This is a genomic window from Streptomyces sp. R11, from assembly GCF_041051905.1.
Lineage (GTDB): Bacteria > Actinomycetota > Actinomycetes > Streptomycetales > Streptomycetaceae > Streptomyces.
In genome coordinates this window covers 2,722,474-2,738,924 of record NZ_CP163432.1, presented here as the reverse complement: position 1 = coordinate 2,738,924, position 16,451 = coordinate 2,722,474, and the positions used below count along the sequence as shown (strand labels likewise).

Genomic DNA, 16,451 nt, shown 5'->3' with positions numbered 1-16,451 from the left:
GACCGCGCGTGGCCCCTCACCCTGTGGGAGCGTCGAATGTGACCGGGGCCTCGAAGGCCGCCCGGCGGGTGGCACGGCGAAGCGCCCGCAGGATCACCGGGCCGAGGGTGACGGTCAGGACGACGGTGACGAGCGCCCGGCCGAGGTCCCAGCCGAGGGAGGTCGCCAGGCAGTACGCCACGAAGCGGGCCAGGTTCGCGGAGACGGCCGCCTCGGGGTCGAAGGCCACGTTCGAGGCCAGGGCGCCCATGAAGGGCCAGCCGGCCAGGTTCATGATCGTGCCGTAGACGAAGGCCGCGAGGAAGCCGTAAACGGCCAGCATCAGCAGTTCCGCCCGCCCGCGCAGGCGGTCCTGGCCCGGCAGCAGGCCCGCGCCCATCGTGAACCAGCCCATCGCCAGCATCTGGAACGGCATCCAGGGGCCCACCCCGCCCGTCAGCAGCGCCGACGCGAACATCGTCACCCCGCCGAGCGCGAACCCGAAGCCCGGGCCCAGCACCCGCCCGCTGAGCACCATCAGGAAGAACATCGGCTCGAGACCGGCGGTACCCGCCCCGATCGGCCGCAGCGCCGCCCCCGTCGCCGCCAGGACGCCGAGCATCGCGACCGCCTTCGGGCCGAGCCCCGACTCGGAGATCGTGGCGGCGACCACCGCGACGAGGAGGACCAGGAGAGCCGAGAAGAGCCAGGGGGCGTCCTGGGCGTGGGCGCTGAGCTGGGAGGTGGGTGGTGTGAGGAACGGCCAGCCGAAGGCCGCGACGCCGACCGCGCTGACGAGGGCCAGGGCGGCGATGGAGCGGGGGCCGAGGCGGACGGCTCGGGCCTGGGGCGTGGAGCGGTCCGTCATGCCAGGGCCTCCCGTACCTCGGCGACCGTGAGCCACTTCTGCGGAGCCAGGATCTTGGCCACCTGCGGGGCGAAGGAAGGGGAGGCGACCACCACGTCCGCCGCCGGGCCGTCCGCGATCACCTCGCCGTCGGCGAGGAGGATCACCCGGTGCGCCAGTTCGGCGGCGAGCTCCACGTCGTGGGTGGCCAGGACGATGGCGTGGCCCTCGGCGGCCAGCCGGCGCAGGATGCCGAGCAGACGGGCCTTCGCCGCGTAGTCCAGGCCGCGGGTCGGTTCGTCGAGGAGGAGAAGGGGCGGCTTGGCGGTCAGGACGACGGCCAGGGCCAGGGTGAGGCGCTGGCCCTCGGAGAGGTCGCGGGGGTGGATGTCGTCAGGGATGTCCGGCAGGAGCTCGGAGACGAGGGTGCGGCAGGTGCCGGGGGCCGCGTCGGCGTCGGCGTCGGCCGACGCGCACTCCGCTGCGACCGTGTCGGCGTAGAGCAGGTCGCGGGGTTCCTGGGGGACGAGGCCCACTTTGCGTACGAGGTCGCGGGGCGGGGTGCGGTGCGGGGTGGCTCCGCCTACTCGGACTGTGCCGACCGAGGGTTCGACGAGGCCGACGAGGGTGTTGAGGAGCGTGGACTTTCCGGCGCCGTTGCGGCCCATGAGGGCGATGGTTTCGCCTGGGGTGACGGTCAGGTCCACGTGGCGTAGGGCTTGGATTCGGTCGCGGGTTACGGCGAGGGCTCTTACTTCGGCCGTGTGGGGCGAGGGTGGGGTGAGTTCGGTGCGCTTGCGGCGGAACCAGCGGGGGGTTGTGGCGGTGGCGCCCAAGGGGGTGGAGGGTGCGGTTTCGTCGCGGCTGCCGGTACGTTGTGGCTGGTCGCGCAGTTCCCCGCGCCCCTTTGCGGCGTTGCAGTCCCGTCCCTCAAGTTGTTGACGTAGGTTTGCCGCCCTTCGCCTCGCATCCCGGACCGTCAGCGGCAGCGGGGACCAGCCTGCCAGGCGGCCCAGGCCCACGACCGGGGGGTACACCGGCGATACGGCCATGACCTCCGCCGGGGTGCCCAGGACGGGGGCCGCTCCGGGTGAGGGGAGCAGGGCGACCTGGTCGGCGTACTGGATGACTCGTTCCAGGCGGTGTTCGGCCATGAGGATCGTGGTGCCGAGGTCGTGGACCAGGCGTTGGAGGACCGCGAGAACCTCTTCCGCGGCGGCCGGGTCGAGGGCCGAGGTCGGCTCGTCGAGGATGAGGACCTCGGGGTGCGGGGTGAGGACCGAGCCGATCGCGACGCGCTGCTGCTGGCCGCCGGAGAGGGTGGCGATGGGGCGGGCCCGCAGGTCGGTGAGGCCGAGCAGGTCGAGGGTCTCCTCCACGCGGCGGCGCATCACGTCCGGAGCGAGGCCCAACGACTCCATGCCGTAGGCGAGTTCGTCCTCGACCGTGTCGGTCACGAAGTGGGACAGCGGGTCCTGCCCCACCGTGCCCACCACGTCGGCGAGTTCGCGCGGCTTGTGGGTACGGGTGTCACGGCCGGCCACCGTGACGCGGCCGCGCAGGGTGCCGCCGGTGAAGTGCGGGACCAGGCCGCTGACCGCGCCGAGGACCGTGGACTTGCCCACGCCCGACGGCCCGACCAGGAGGACGAGCTCGCCCTCCGGCACCTCGAAGTCGACGCCTCGCACGGTGGGTTCGAGGGCGCCGTCGTAGGTCACCGATACATCCTCGAAGCGGATCACGACGGCTCCTTGGGAATCACGAAGGCGGGCAGCAGGCCCAGCAGTACGGCCGCCGCCGGCCACAGGGGGAAGGTCGGCGCGACCAGGGGGACCACACCGGGGTGCAGCGCCTCGGGGTCGCGGGAGGCGGCGAGGGTGAGCAGGGCGGCCACCGCGACGCCGGAGCCGGTGACCAGCCAGGCGCGGGCGTCCCAGCGGTCGGGGCGGTAGCGGGTACGAGGGGTACGGCGGCCCCCGAGCCACAGGCCGGCCAGCGCGGCGGCCAGTCCGGCGAGGAGGACGGGCAGACCGTAGGTGGCGCCCTGGGCGGTGAGCAGGCCGTACGTTCCGGCGCAGACGCCCAGCAGGCCGCCGAGGGTGAGGGCGGTGGTGGTGCGGCGGACCGGGGCGGGGACCTGTGCGGTACGGCCGTATCCGCGGGCGTCCATCGCTGCGGCTAGGGCGACCGAACGCTCCAACGCGCCCTCCAGGACCGGGAGCCCGACGTGCAGGAGACCCCGGACACCGCGGTCGGGCCGGCCGCGCAGGCGCCGGGCGGCGCGCAGACGCTGGACGTCGGCGATCAGGTTGGGGGCGAAGGTGAGGGCGACGACCACGGCCACGCCCATCTCGTACAGGGCGCCCGGCAGGGACTTCAGCAGGCGGGTGGGGTTGGCGAGGGCGTTCGCCGCCCCCACACAGATCAGGAGCGTGGCCAGTTTCAGGCCGTCGTACAGGGCGAACACGAGCGCCTCGGCCGTGACCGTTCCGCCCAGGCGGATGCCCTGGGCCCAGTCGGGGAGGGGGACTTCGGGGAGGGTGACGATCACGTGCGTGCCGGGGATGGGGGAGCCGAGGGCCACGGCGAAGAAGAGGCGGATGACGAGGACGGCCAGGGCGAGCTTGACGAAGGCCGAGTAGGAACGGGCCCAGGGGGTGTTCGGGCGGCAGGTCGCCACCACGTAGGCGGACGTGGCGATGAGGAGGGTGAGCAGGAGGGGGTTGGTGGTGCGGGTGGCCGCGGTGCCGAGGGAGAGGGCCCAGAGCCACCAGGCGCCGGGGTGGAGCTGCGCCCGGGGACCCGGCCGGGGGGTGGGGCCGCCTGCCGGCGCCGGTGGGGTGCCGCCTCTCTTCGGGACGGGCACCTCCCCGGCGGCACGGGTGCCCGCAGGCCGGCTGGGGCGGCTTGCCATCAGGCCCGCCGCCGCCGTGTCTGCCAGACCGCTGCCGCGCCCAGCACCGCCACCACGACGATCCCCGCCACCAACCCCAGCGACGGACCGCCGTCCGAGGCGTCCTTCTTCTCGGAGGCTGCCTTCTCGGAAGGTGTCTTCTCAGAACCCGTCGACCTGTCGCCCCCGGCCACCTGCTCCCCGCACCCCTTCTCCGGGTAGCCCCCGATCGCGCACAACAGCGCGTCCGTGCCGTACCGGAGGGGCTTGGCCACCGTGGCCAGAGCCTCCGCCGTGGTCGCGTCCGGGGCGACCCGGGCGCATATGGTGCGGCGGGCAGGGGGCGTCTCGCCCGACGGGGCGTCGGCCGGCGTACCGAAGTCGATGACCAGAGCCACCCGCTTCTTGCCGTCCTGCGCGGGCGTCCGTGCGCAGATCACCGCGAACTCGGCCGCGCCCCCCGGCTGGGCGGCGTCCTTCGAGTCCTCGCTCACCGCGAAGCGGAAGCCCTGGACGTCGCCGTCGGAGGGGCGGGCGATGGAGGGGCCCTGGGTGGCGTACGTCCACTTGCCGCCGTCGCGGTCCCAGAAGGACCAGTAGCGGTATCCGGTCGCCTGGGCGGCCTGGGCCGCGCCGGTCACGAGGACCAGCGCGGCCAGGAGGAGGGTGAGAGCGCGGCGGATCACGATCGCTTGGCCTTGTTGCGGCCGCTCAGCAGGAAGCCGACGCCGATGCCCGCGACCAGGCAGACACCGACGAACCACCACACGCCGAAGCCCTTGTCCTCGTCCTCCTGCTTGTCCGAGGCCTTCGCCGACGTCGTCACCGACCCGTTCGGCGCCGACTGCGGTGCCGGGCCCGTCGCGTTGAGCTGCTTGACCAGGTCGGTGCCGCCGAAGTCACGCGGGTCGGCGCCGGTCGCGTGGGCGGCGAAGATCAGCTGGGCGTAGGCGGCCGGGCCGCTCTGCGCGGCCCACTTCGCGGAGTTCTGCTCCAGCCAGCGCAACGGCTTCTGCGCGGCGCCCGCCCCGCTCTGTGCGGCGAGGGCGACGACCGCGTCGGCCGTGTTGCCGTAGTCGGGCTGGTCCTCGGCGCCGGGGAGGGCGGACGTGAGGTGGCCGTCCTTGGCGAGGGCCTTCGTCAGGTACACGGCGCCGTTGGCCGCGGCCCGCTCCGGGGTTGCGGAGCCGGCGTCGCTGCAGGACGCGTCCGACTGCTTGCCCGGGCTGACCACGAGGCCCTTGCCGAGCGAGCCGACGACGCCCGCCGCGGTCGCGTCCGCGTTGGCGGCCAGGCCGCCCTTCTTGTCCGGCTGGAACGCGAAGGCGCCCGCGTCGGCGCCCTTGCAGGGCAGGGCGAGCTCGATCAGGGCGTCGTACGGGGACTTCCCGCCCTTCACGACCTCCGCCGGCTTCTCGCCCGCGGCGGCCAGCGCGCCGACCACGACCGACGTCGAGTTCGCGTCGGTGGCCCCGCCCGGGGTGTAGCCCCAGCCGCCGTCCTTGTTCTGGACCGACTTCAGCCAGGACACCGCCTTGTCGGCCGCGGCGTCGTGCCCGCCGAGCGCGGCCAGTGCCTGCACGGCGGCGGCCGTGTTGTTGGTGTCGATCAGGGTCTTGGCGCCGCAGTCAGTGCTCGTGTCGGCGCGGTAGGGCGCGAAAGCCCCGTTCGCGCACTGCTGCCCGAGCAGCCAGTCCACGGCACCCTTCGCCGGCTTCACCTCGACGGTGTCCTGCGCGAGCAGCGCGAGGGACTGGCGCCAGACGCCGTCGTACGTGGGGTCGGAGTCGCCGTACAGCTCGGCGGGGTACGCCTGCGACGGCGACGTGGAGGGGGTCGGGTCGGCGGCTACGGCGGGCGCGGCCGCGCCGATCACGACGGTGGCGGCCAGGGCCGCTGCGCTGCGGCGGACGTACATGATCGGCGGGTGCCCTTCCCTAAGGGGAACCGGGCAGCACAGGGAAAACCCCCGGCGGCTCGGCTCCGTATACCTCGACGGTGCCGCGCTCCGGCAGGCTGCCGGTGCACGTGAGCCGGTCACTGTCCCGTACGCGGCGATCCGGCTCACCGGCCTTCGACGACCGGTTCACGGTTGCGGGTCAGCGCCGGATTTGCACCGGCTTTCCCCCGTACGGGTGTGATGACGACGGCGACACTCTACCCGGGGGTAGGCGGGGGCTGAGAGGGGGCTGTGGGCGGCGGCGGTGGTTCGGTGTCGAGCGAGGTTGAGGGCGGCCGGTTCGGCTGGATTTCGCCCATGGACGTCGACCGGTTTGCCGGGCTTCGCCGTGGGCGTGTGCATGATCCCGGCCATGGCGTCGGTCCTTCCTCGCGGACGGACCGGTATCACCCGACGTCAGGATGCGCGGCGGGTCGGGTGGCCCCATCATGTGGGTACTGCCCTCGGTCTGCGTGATCGCCGCCCTGGGGCGTTGTGATCACTGAAGTGTCAAACCAAACATGCATTTTGCGCCGAATGGCTATCGGTGTGGCTGGAATGACCTGCCGGAGGGTGCGAATCCTCTACCGTTTGGTCGGTGCGAGCGGCCCTACGGGACGCGCAACCGTCACCCCGTGGCATTGCGTCTTACGGAAAACCCTTGGTCCGTCGCTATGACGGCTGGTTTGTGTGTCGACTGGCGCCCTGACGGGCGGGATGCTGGTTCTCTGGGTCCTGCTCCGGGCGGCCGCGGCGCTGGCGACGGGAGGCACACCTGGTGTTGGGAAGTGTCAAGAGCGGCGACGGCAAGAGGCTGCTCTTCTTCGAGACGTCGGGGGACCCGAAGGGGCACCCGGTGTTCTTGCTGCATGGCACTCCGGGCAGCAGGGTCGGGCCGCGTCCACGTACCAGCGTTCTCTACAAACTGGGTATTCGGCTCATCTCCTATGACCGGCCAGGGTACGGGGAGTCGCATCGGTTAAAAGGCCGCACTGTGCGTCATTCTGCGGCGGATGTGCAGGCCATCGCCGACCACCTGAATCTCGGACCGTTCTCCGTGCTCGGCCGTTCTGGTGGCGGGCCGCATGCATTGGCCTGCGCGGCGCTGCTCCAGGACCGGGTGGCCAGTGCTGCCGCGCTGGTCAGCATCGCGCCGCCAGATGCCGACGGGCTCGACTGGTATGACGGGATGGCCCAATCCAACATCGACGCCTACAAGACCGCCTCCGAGGCACTCAGCGACGGCTCCGCGGCATGTCTGGATCGCCTCAGGGCGAACCTGGCCAGCAACGCGGATGCCATCAGGGACAACCCTGAATCACTGCTGACCTGGCTAACCCCGGAGATGCCGGCGGCCGACAGGCTAGTGGTGGGACATGGCGGCATCCGGCACTTACTCCTGGCCAACTACCAGGCCAGCGCCGTGCATTCCTCATTCGGCTGGCTGGACGACGTGCTGTCGTTCCGACAGGACTGGGGCTTCGAGCCAGGCAAGATCGTCGAAGTCCCGACCATGCTCTGGCATGGCGAACACGACACGTTCTCGCCCGTTGGCCACTTCCGATGGCTGGCCGCCCGCATCCCTTCAGCGACACCCGTGCTGAAGCGTGAGGCGGCGCACTTCGCCGCGCTGCCGGCCGTACCGGAAATACTCGCGTGGCTTCGTGACCGGGCCCGCGAACGCTTCGGGGCCGCCGTGTAGCGGGGGCGCTCGCTGAAGTCCAGGAGCGCCCCCTCCCCGCAGATCAGATCGGGTGAGGGTCGAACTCCCAGCCCGAGCGACTCCACTTGCGCAGGGCGAGAGCCCGAGGGTGGTCGGCTCCGAGCCGCGCGGTGAGCGCACCCAGCACCTCCTCGCGAAGTCGCTCGGCGGCCTCCGCCTCTCCCAGTTCGTTCAGAACCACCGCGAGGTTGGCGGCGCAGACCAGCGGGGCGGGGTGCTGGTTGTCGTTGAGGACGTCGCCAAGCCGGTCCAGAACCTCCTCGTACGTCGCGCGGGCTCGTTCCCGCTGCCCCAGTGCGGCCTGGGCATTGGCCAGGTTCATCCGGCACATCAGGGTGAACGGGTGGTCGTCGTCGAAGATCTCCGCGAAGGCCCGTGCCGCCTGTTCTGCGTAGGCCAGGGAGGAGGCCACCTCGTTGGCCGAGTAGAGGAGCACGGCCAGGTTCGCGTAACAAGCCACCGTGTAGGGGTGCTTGTCATGGAAGAGCCGACGGCAGTCGTCCAGGACCTGGCGGGCCAGGTCGCAGCCTTCCTCGGTACGGCCCTGCGCGCCCAGCATCCCGGCCAGTCCCAGTTGGAGCAGCAGCCGGTTGGGAGAGGCGGAGCCCTCCTCGGAGGGCAGATTGGCCAGCACCGTGCGCGTCAGCTGCTCCGCCTCCTGGGCGCGGCCCAGGTGGAGCAGGGCCCCAGAAAGCGACCTCCCCGCGTTGATGGTGGTGGGAGAGGACGGGCCGAACTCCTTGTTTTCCAGACAGTGGTCGTAGGTACGTCGCAACAGAAGCTCGGATCCGGCGTAGTCGCCGCAGTCGAGCAGGTTGCGGGCGTAGTTGACGGTCGATTCCCGCGTGTAGGGGTGTTCCGCGCCCAGGATCTTGTTCCGGGTTTCCATCGTTCTGCGGTCCAGCGACAGCGCGTCGGAGTACTGCCCCAACACCCGTCGGCACACCGCGAGATTGTTGGCCGCCATCAGGCTGCGTGGATGGTCCTCGCCGAACAACTCGAGAAACCTCTCGTGGTTGAGGCGATCGCGTTCCAGTGCTTCCCCATAGCGGCCCAGACCACGCAGGTCGGCTGCCACACCGCCGGAGGTCATGAGGATATGGAGATCGTAGGGGCTCTCCAGGGCCGCTTCCTGGCGCCTCAGCACATCTGTGCCCATGTCCAGGGCCTCCTTGTACCTGCCTTGAGCACGCAGAATGTTGGCGATCTGAAAGCCCATGTGGAGCACCCAGCGCTCGTCGGGCCCGCTGTGTTCGAGCCAGCCCTGGTGCACGCGAGTGCTGAGGTCGAGCGCTTGCCTCAGCTCACCGCGGCGACGCAACTGGCGTACCCGGTCCACGATCAGCTTGCGGATGCCGTAGTCGGGTGTAGTGAGGGCCCACGGAGTTCCCAGGTGTGGCCAGATGATGCGGTAGCGCTCCCAGGTGTGGTGGTCCTCTGGGTCGTCCTGTTCGGGACGGGCAGCCACCAGGGTGCGGAACACGACGTCCCGGGTGGCCTCCTGCTCCTCGTCCGTCATGTTCTGGCGCACCGACATCTGCACCAGTCGGTGCACGCGGAGACTGCTCGACTTGCGGTCCACTGCGGCGAGTGAGAGACGGCTCAGCTCCCGGAACGCCCGGGCGATCATCTCCGTGCTGTCGAAGGCACGCGGCCGGAACTCCTGATCGCCCGAGGTGCTCGGGCCGATCAGGGACTGTGCGATCTGCGTGCCCTGAAGCAGATTCATGGAGATCGGTTCAGGGCTGAACCAGGCAGCCAGTTTGAGCAGTTGAGCTGCCGGAGGAAAGTTCTTGTCGAGTTGATCGATGGCCACTTTCCAGGTCTGGGAGACATCGAGAACCCGATTCTCGGGGCCCAGGTCGGGTGTGTCGGCGGAGGGCTGGCGCTCGAGGAGCTTCACGTATTCACGGGTCTGCAGGCCACTCTCCTTGAGCACGGCAGCCGCGTGCTCGACGGCCAGCGGCAGATCGCCGAGGGCGGCGGCCACTTCGTCGGCCTCCTTGGTGCTGCACTCGGTGAGCCTGCGCTTGAGGTGCAACACGCTCTCCGCGCGCGTGAAGACGCCGACGTCGACGATCTCCGCATACCGCTCCCAGCCCTCGGAGCGTTGACTGGTGGCCAGGATGTGGCCGGACTTGCTGCTCACCAGGAGGTCGGACAGATCGTTCACGTGCTCGACGTTGTCGAGGATCAGCAGCCAGCGGCTGTAGGGCCGGCCCAGACGCAGCGCATCCTTGACGCCGGCTGCCGTCGCCGTCGGGTTCTTGCGCTGGGCAACATTCAGATAGCTTGCCAACCCCGCGAACTGCTCCACTGCAAGGTTTCGCTGATCGGCCTGGACGTGCCACACGACGTCGTAACCGCTCTTGAAGCGGTGGGCGAACTCCATGGCCAACATCGTCTTGCCCACGCCACCCATTCCGCGCAGAAGCACCGTGCCGTCGCCGGCCAGCAGCCGCTCGCGCAGGAACTCCAGCAGTTGCTCGCGACCGGTGAAAGAAGGGTTGCGGATGGGCATGTCCGGGGACAGCACTGCGGGCTCGGCTCCGGGGAAGCGAGGACCGCCGTCGCTCGTGACGGCCGGGCTGAACAACGTCTGGGCCGGAGCCTCCACGGCATTCAACAGCGTCTGCCTGGCGGCGTCCTCATCGGCACCGCATCGGGACAGATCCGCGGATGTGCGCTCGGAGAACGGCGGACTCAGCCGTACGTCGTCCACCCGGACGGTAACCAGACTGCGCCGATTTCCCAGGTCGTCGACGGTGTCGGCCGCCTCCCACACCGCGCGTGTCTCCGCGGACCGTCGGTAGGCCTGGGAGAGGACCGCGATGGTCCGGGTGGGTGATTCCACCGTGTTCTTGCCGGTGGTTCGCGGCGGCGCTGTGGTGGTGCCGTTGGAGAGCAGACGTACTTGGAAACCAACGGACTTGAGGGTGAACTCGATCCAGTCGGCCCAGGTGCGGTCCTCGGGGACGAAGCTGACATGGATTGTGGTGTTCTCCAGCGGTCTGGGCCGCTTGTAGAGAGCGAGAACCCGCTTGCGCTCGGCATCGTCCAAGCGGGGAAGCGCGGTGACTTCGCCCTCGGAGATGACATCGGTCAGCCGTTCGCAAGCGGCGAGCAGCGAGGTGGGGCTGCCCGGGGCGTCACGGAAGGGGGCCAGCAGTTCTTCGTAGGCGTAGAAGGGCCGGTAAGGGATCTCGACCTTGCCCCAGTACTCCTGGGCGTCCAGGGCGCAGTGGCGGCGCACGATGTCGGCGAACTTCGCCCGCATCTGCTCCCGTGCCGCCTCCAGGCGGTCGGCCTCGCCGTTCGCGTCCTCCACGCGCATGGGGACCGGAATGACGCGGATCCCCCGATAGCCGTAGAGACCCTCGATCTTCTGCGCCACGGCCACTGCGCCGTCCATTCCCTGGCTGCTGGGTGTGAAGGCGACGACCAGGGCGTCCGGCAGCAGCACCGTGCACACCTCAGAGACGTCGCTCAGACCGGTGCGGCTGTCGATCAGGACGTAGTCGTAATTCTGAGTGAGTTCGCGCTTGAGGGCCTGGACGAAGACCGGTCCGTGCCAGGTGTGGTCCAGGAAATGCATCCAGTCGAACTGCGAGTACGCCGACAGGTACTCCTTGTTCTGCGTGCCGGGCGAGACATAGTCCAGTCGGCCGCCGCCCGGAAACTCCCAGTCGATCGGGATCACGCAGTGGTTGAAATGGGCCTGGGTGGCCACCCAGGCCGCTTCGGCGGTCTCCCACTCGTCCTGTGCGTGAGGTTCCGGTTGCTTCCGCTGCTCCAGCACGGTCTGGTTGAAGTGCAGGAAGAGGTCGATGATGCCTGGCGCCGTCCGTAACCGGTCGCGGTCCAGGAAGGGATGCAGAAAGCGGTCGAGGCCGGGTGCGTCGAGGTCCCAGTCGACGACGAGCACCCGCTTTCCACCCGATGCCAGGATCCAGGCGGTGTTGGCGAGGGACATGGTGCGGCCGGTGCCGCCCTTGTACGAGTAGAAGGTGATGACCTTCCCTCGGGCCGTTTCCTCCGGACCCGGAGTCAGCATCCCCGCCATCTCGTCCGCGCCCTTCACGTCAGTCACTGGTTGGCCTCCGAACCCCGGGACTCGCCGCCGGTTCGGCCGACGGGCGCGGGGCAACATCCTGGATGGAATCGAGATACCGCAAATAGCAACTCTTCGCCAACTCCGCGAAGAGCCAGGCGAAGGCATCGGCCTTCGGAATGCCTCGTGCGGCGGTACCGCGAGCGGTGCGGGGCATCTCGCCCAGATGCCGGTGCCGGGACAGCGTCGTCTCCAGCAGCGCCCGCAGTCGTGCCTCATTGCTCCGGGTCTGTGGGTCGTCCTCGGCCAGCACTGCCATCACCGCCAGCCACGGCCGGTCGGCCCGGACGATGTGCTGCACTCTTTCCGCGATCCTGAGATCGCCCAGTACCCACGCGTCGACCACGAGTATTGAGGGAGCGATGGGCCTGACGGGTTCGCGCGTGGAACTGTCGTGGGCAATGCTCTCGTAAGCCTTTTCGAGGGGGATCAGTTCCGGCTCGAAGCCGAGATTGCGGGCGAGTGCGAAAGCCTGCTGGGTCAGCGTTCCACGCGCCGTGCGGTAGGGCCGCCATGACTCGGTGTCCGGTCCGTAGGAGACTGCCTCACGCCCCGGCGGGAGTCGCCCGGCGGTCGGCGCGACAACCGTGATTCGCAGGGTCGGCTTCGACGGTTGGGCCGCGAACGCGTCCACCAGACCGCGGCGATCGGTCAGCCGCTCGATGCTGACCGGCCGCGTAGGTGTGTCCTCCCACGCCCGCGCGATGCGCTGGGCCAGTCGTACCAGGACCGCGCGATAGGCGCGCTGGTCGTCCTCCTCCATCTCCATGAGCTGGTAGAGGCCGGATTCGGCGTAGCGGTCCTGTGCGTGCTGTTCCTCTTCCCCGCCCTCGCGCGGCAGGTGCGTGGGGATATCGAGGGCGGCCATCGGCAGTGTGGTGCCCTGGGTGGGCGGGATCCAAAAAACGGGGACCACGGCCCGGCCGTAGTCGAGGCCCACGCGTCGCTTGAAAGCGGTCCACTGGCGTCCGCAGAGCGGATCGGTGAAGTACCGCGGTGAGTACAGCGGGACGAAGACACTGCTGGCTGTCAGCTTCGAGAGCCATCCATCGGATGCAGCGTCCGGACGGTCCACGTGACCGGCATGCCCCGCGGTCACGCCGGTCAGCCGGGCCACTTGCTCCCTGAGCTCCTCGAAGAAGGAGAAGACCGGCCGGTCGGCGTCGGCCCCCTGAGGCCCCGGCGTGCGGGCGTAGCTGAGGAAGAAGACCGGAGTCGAGTCCGTCATGAGTCCCCCTGAGTACGTGGCGCGAAGACGTTGCCCAGACCGTCGAACAGGCTGACGTCGCAGGATTTGAGCCGGGCTGCCGTGGCGACGTCGACGATCCGCTCGGCGAGCCGCCACACGGTTCGCCGGTAGACGCGCCACTTGCCCGCTTCCATCAGACCGAGCAGCCCCATGCGCCGGTAGTCGTCTCCGAGGTCGAGGCTGTACCACTGGAACGGCTCGACGACCTCGGGCAGCACGATCCTGCCGGGAGACGTCCACAGCACCGGGACGATCGCGCTGACGGTGTAGCGCTCACTGCGGTGGTGCTCGGCCTGCCGTCGGAGGAAGCCGTCGAACTCGATCCCGCACCAGTGACTGGCGAAATAGCGAGGCGAATACACCGGCATGAAGACCCGGCAGGTCGCCAGCGCCTCCTTCAGATGCTTCTCCCACTCGCCGCCCAGGGGCATGCGCTTGTCGAGGAAGCCGATCGGGGTTTCCCCGTCGTGCGTGGTCAGTTGCAGGACGAACTGGCACAGCAGCGCATGGAAAGCCTCCTGTCGTTCGTCCGGCGCACGCAGGCCTGCGGCGCCGGGCAACTGTGCATAACTGTGGAAAAAGTACAGATCCTGGCTGTCAGCCGGGCGGCCCGATAAGTGGGATTCGGTCACCAGCGCTGCCCCCTCAGCCCGTGCGGTGTTCCTTGAACCATTCCACAGCCAAGTCCACCGAATCAGCCAGAGGGAGGAGCCGGGCAATTCCTCCGCCCACCCGACCGCGCCGCACCACGCGCTGTCCCGTGTCCGTGCGCTGGTGCTCCAGCCACCCCCCGAGGCGCCCGAAGTCCCGGTCGTCCAAGGCCACGGCCTCGAACGACCGCCACTGTCGCCCGGGTTGACCGTCCGCCTGCCGGCCATCGGCGACCACACACTCGTAGACCCCCATGGGCGGGGCGGGCGAGCTGTACTCGCCGAGGTGAAAGGCCGTGCATGACTCGAAGCCGACCCCGAGCAGCAGGACGCGCGCCTTGAGCTCGTAGAGGAGTTGCAGCGGAGAGTCCTTCCCGAGGGGGCAGTTGAGGAGGTGGCGCCGGGTGATGGCCTCGGCCCGCGGCCCCCACGCGGCCAGCGACGTCTGCGGGTGCGCGCTGCGCCGTGCCCCCGGCGTGGTCCGCACCAGTTCGGCGACGGCGCCCATTCCGGTGCTGGGCGTGATGGCGGGGTCGAACCCCGGCATGGCCTCCTGGAACGCGTCGATCTCCTGAGCGGTCATGCCCCTGGTGCGTTCGTGGTAGATGGGGGACGACAGGGAGTTGGCCGCTGTGAACGTCGGTACGACGATGGTCCCCTCGGGGCCGACGGCGGCGCGCAGGGCTTCTACGACAGTTGCCGCCCCTCGTTCGGTCGGGCCGATCCTGCGCAGTGAAGAGTGCACCAGGATGATGTCGCCCGGACGCAGCCCGAGGGACCGAAGATCATCGGTGAGCCTGCCTCTCGAGTACGCCGCTGTCATGGAGCGGCGATCAGCGAGTCGGCGGCTGCTCTGATCTCCGTTGCGAGGCGCAGGCCGGTAGCAGCCGGGGCGGCGTCGGTCTCGGAGGCGAAGGCATCCAGGGCGGCGAGCGAGCGTTTCCCCCACGTGGCTGCAAGGCCCCGGGCGGTCGGCCCCGGACGGGTGTGCCATACGCGAGCCACGGCGAGGTGAGCGTACGCCTCTCGCAGCGCCGTTTCCTGCCCCGCGCCGCCGAGGTCGTGCAGGTCGCGGAGGGCCGCGAACTTCGCGTACTGCCATTCCCGGAGCAGGGCCAGGACGAGGTCCTGGGTGGTGCCGGGCGGTGCCAGCGCCAGCGCGCCGAATGGCGGTCGGGAAGCGTTCTGCGGCGGCTCCCTGTCGAGGAGCACCAGTGTCCTCACACCGGCTGCCAGGGCGGCAGCCTGGTACGGGTGCTGATGGGAGAGGGCTTCCCAGGCCGCTTCGAGGGGCCGCCGCCATCTGGCCGCGAGGTCGGCCGGCGACCTGGCAGCCGTCGGGCGAAGGGTGTTCGACTCCAGTGACACGTCGAACCCCCCGGCCGAAAGATTCTGTACGGGTTCCCAGATCGCCCCGCCGCCGTCCGCCCGCCACACGCGTCCGTCGTCGGTACCCACCCGGATCCCCTTCCCGGACGAGATGGACACCCCGTTCGGCAGCATCCGCAGGCGGCCGACCGAGGGCAGGGTCAGGATGCCCGGGGTGCTCATGGGGACCGTGAGCTTCAGACGCTGCCCTGAGCGAAGTGCCGCGGCCAGCGCGATTCCCGCGAGGAATTCCGTGTCCGGCACGGCCTGCCCGCTGGTGTCGGCGGAGCATGCCGCCACCGCCCACGAGTGGACCGCGGGATCCGCGAGCACGAGGTCGAGGTCGGGACCGTCCAGGTCCAGCAGAGCCTGCCAGGTCTCCTCCGAGCCGACTCCGGCCTGGTTCAGATACGCCAGCATCGAGCGGCGCAGGTCCAACTGGGTTTTCGACAGGCGCAGTACTGCCGCGTGCTCCGGTGCGCCGCCGGCCGTGAGCGCGCCGATGTCGGCCGGCGGCACGGCCAGCGACTGTGTCGTAGGGGTGGTCGACTGTATGTGCTGGATGAGCTTGATCAAGTCGGCGCAGTACACCGAGGGGTTGACGAAGCCTGTGCCGGATCTGTGCCGGTGACCGTAGAGCCCTCCGCCGCAGATGCTCACCACGGGGCACGCCCTGCACTGGTCGGCCAGTCCGTCGAGGCCGAGGCTTCGAGCCTGGAAGCCGGGGTGCCGGGCTGCCTCGTCGAAGCTGTTGACCAGGACGTGATAGCCGGTCTCCGGGGCGCCCTCGGCCACCGTCTTGAGCCAGTCGGCCTGCTCGATCGCCCCGTCGGTCTCTATCACCAGGAGATCGGGACTGCCCAGCCCGAGCGCCTCGGTGAAGCCGGGCTCGCCCATCACCGCTGCCTCCACGGACTCGAAGACGCGGATGCTGAACGGCCTGTCGTCCCGGTTCCACCGCTCGTATGCGGTGATCAGCCAGTCCGCGTAGTCCGTGGTGCCCTGCGGACGGGCCGGCGGATGGTCCCAATTGGCGTGAGGGAGAAGGAAGTCCACGCGCGGAGGGCGTACGTCGGCCAAAGCGCCATAGACCGCCTCCGGGTCGTTGCGGACATCGACGGTGCACAACAGGCCTGCGAACGCGGGACGGTGGGCTGTCTGCCCGAGCAGTCGCAGCGCTCGCACCGTGTCGTCGTAGCTCCCCGATCCGTCGGCCCGCACCCGGTGACGGTCGTGGGACGCCCGGTCCCCGTCCAGGGAGACCCCCACGTGGATGCGTTCACGTACCAGCAGTGCGCAGAACTCGTCGTCGAGGAGCAGTCCGTTGGTCTGCATACGGAGGTCGAGTACCGCGATGCCGTCCAGCGAGCGGCGCAGTTCGCGGGCCAGGGCAGCGAGCCGTTCGGGTCCGGCGAGCAGTGGCTCACCGCCGTGCAGCACCACCGTCACCCGCTGCAGCCGGTGGGCTCGCGCGTGCTCGGCGATGCGCTCGGCGGTGGCCCGGACGATGCGTGGCGCCATCACCCGGGGGCGACGGCGCCAGCTCTGATCGGCGTGCCGATAGACATAGCAGTGGTCACAGGCGAGGTCGCACCTGCTGTGGACCTTCATCACGAACTGGCGGAATGGCCGTATCGTCACGGGCGCTGGCACGTCGTCCGCGTTCCGTCTCAGACGTTGGACTGAAATCCT

Annotated in this window: 11 protein-coding genes and 1 riboswitch; of the genes, 1 reads left to right on the top strand and 10 read right to left on the bottom strand. The window is 69.9% G+C overall.

The window, feature by feature from the left end; genetic code table 11:
* Window positions 1–16 precede the first annotated feature (16 nt).
* The 5 genes from AB5J55_RS12440 to AB5J55_RS12420 are packed head-to-tail and all read right to left on the bottom strand — an operon-like array spanning window position 17 to window position 5,637.
* Entirely contained in the window at window positions 17–847 is an 831-nt protein-coding gene (locus tag AB5J55_RS12440; RefSeq protein ID WP_369270733.1) for an ECF transporter S component, read from the bottom strand.
* Entirely contained in the window at window positions 844–2,568 is a 1,725-nt protein-coding gene (locus tag AB5J55_RS12435) for an ABC transporter ATP-binding protein (RefSeq protein ID WP_369270732.1), read from the bottom strand. Before AB5J55_RS12435 ends, AB5J55_RS12440 begins: the two co-directional genes overlap by 4 nt.
* Entirely contained in the window at window positions 2,565–3,740 is a 1,176-nt protein-coding gene (locus AB5J55_RS12430) for an energy-coupling factor transporter transmembrane component T (RefSeq protein ID WP_369270731.1), read from the bottom strand. The genes AB5J55_RS12435 and AB5J55_RS12430 overlap by 4 nt, the downstream gene beginning before the upstream one ends.
* Window positions 3,740–4,405 carry an SCO2322 family protein gene (locus AB5J55_RS12425; protein ID WP_369270730.1) on the bottom strand — a complete coding sequence of 222 codons (666 nt, stop codon included), beginning with the start codon at window positions 4,403–4,405 and terminating at the stop codon, window positions 3,740–3,742. Before AB5J55_RS12425 ends, AB5J55_RS12430 begins: the two co-directional genes overlap by 1 nt.
* Entirely contained in the window at window positions 4,402–5,637 is a 1,236-nt protein-coding gene (locus tag AB5J55_RS12420) for a prenyltransferase/squalene oxidase repeat-containing protein (protein WP_369270729.1), read from the bottom strand. Before AB5J55_RS12420 ends, AB5J55_RS12425 begins: the two co-directional genes overlap by 4 nt.
* Before the next feature lie 117 nt (window positions 5,638–5,754).
* Window positions 5,755–5,886, bottom strand: a riboswitch (cobalamin riboswitch).
* Between the two features lie 550 nt (window positions 5,887–6,436).
* Here AB5J55_RS12420 and AB5J55_RS12415 point away from each other — a divergent pair.
* Complete coding sequence (locus AB5J55_RS12415) at window positions 6,437–7,360, top strand: alpha/beta fold hydrolase (protein ID WP_369270728.1); 924 nt, start codon at window positions 6,437–6,439, stop codon at window positions 7,358–7,360.
* 43 nt (window positions 7,361–7,403) lie between these two features.
* Here AB5J55_RS12415 and fxsT read toward each other — a convergent pair whose 3' ends face one another.
* Genes fxsT through AB5J55_RS12390 form a run of 5 tightly spaced genes read right to left on the bottom strand, consistent with a single transcriptional unit; the run spans window position 7,404 to window position 16,400 of the window.
* Complete coding sequence (gene fxsT / locus AB5J55_RS12410; RefSeq protein ID WP_369270727.1) at window positions 7,404–11,471, bottom strand: FxSxx-COOH system tetratricopeptide repeat protein; 4,068 nt, start codon at window positions 11,469–11,471, stop codon at window positions 7,404–7,406.
* A complete protein-coding gene (locus AB5J55_RS12405) occupies window positions 11,464–12,720 on the bottom strand; it encodes a TIR-like protein FxsC (protein ID WP_369270726.1) in 1,257 nt (418 codons plus the stop codon). Before AB5J55_RS12405 ends, fxsT begins: the two co-directional genes overlap by 8 nt.
* Complete coding sequence (locus AB5J55_RS12400) at window positions 12,717–13,373, bottom strand: TIR-like protein FxsC (RefSeq protein WP_369270725.1); 657 nt, start codon at window positions 13,371–13,373, stop codon at window positions 12,717–12,719. Before AB5J55_RS12400 ends, AB5J55_RS12405 begins: the two co-directional genes overlap by 4 nt.
* A gap of 13 nt (window positions 13,374–13,386) precedes the next feature.
* Entirely contained in the window at window positions 13,387–14,214 is an 828-nt protein-coding gene (locus AB5J55_RS12395; RefSeq protein WP_369270724.1) for an aminoglycoside N(3)-acetyltransferase, read from the bottom strand.
* Window positions 14,211–16,400 carry an FxsB family cyclophane-forming radical SAM/SPASM peptide maturase gene (locus tag AB5J55_RS12390; RefSeq protein ID WP_369270723.1) on the bottom strand — a complete coding sequence of 730 codons (2,190 nt, stop codon included), beginning with the start codon at window positions 16,398–16,400 and terminating at the stop codon, window positions 14,211–14,213. Before AB5J55_RS12390 ends, AB5J55_RS12395 begins: the two co-directional genes overlap by 4 nt.
* Window positions 16,401–16,451 lie beyond the last annotated feature (51 nt).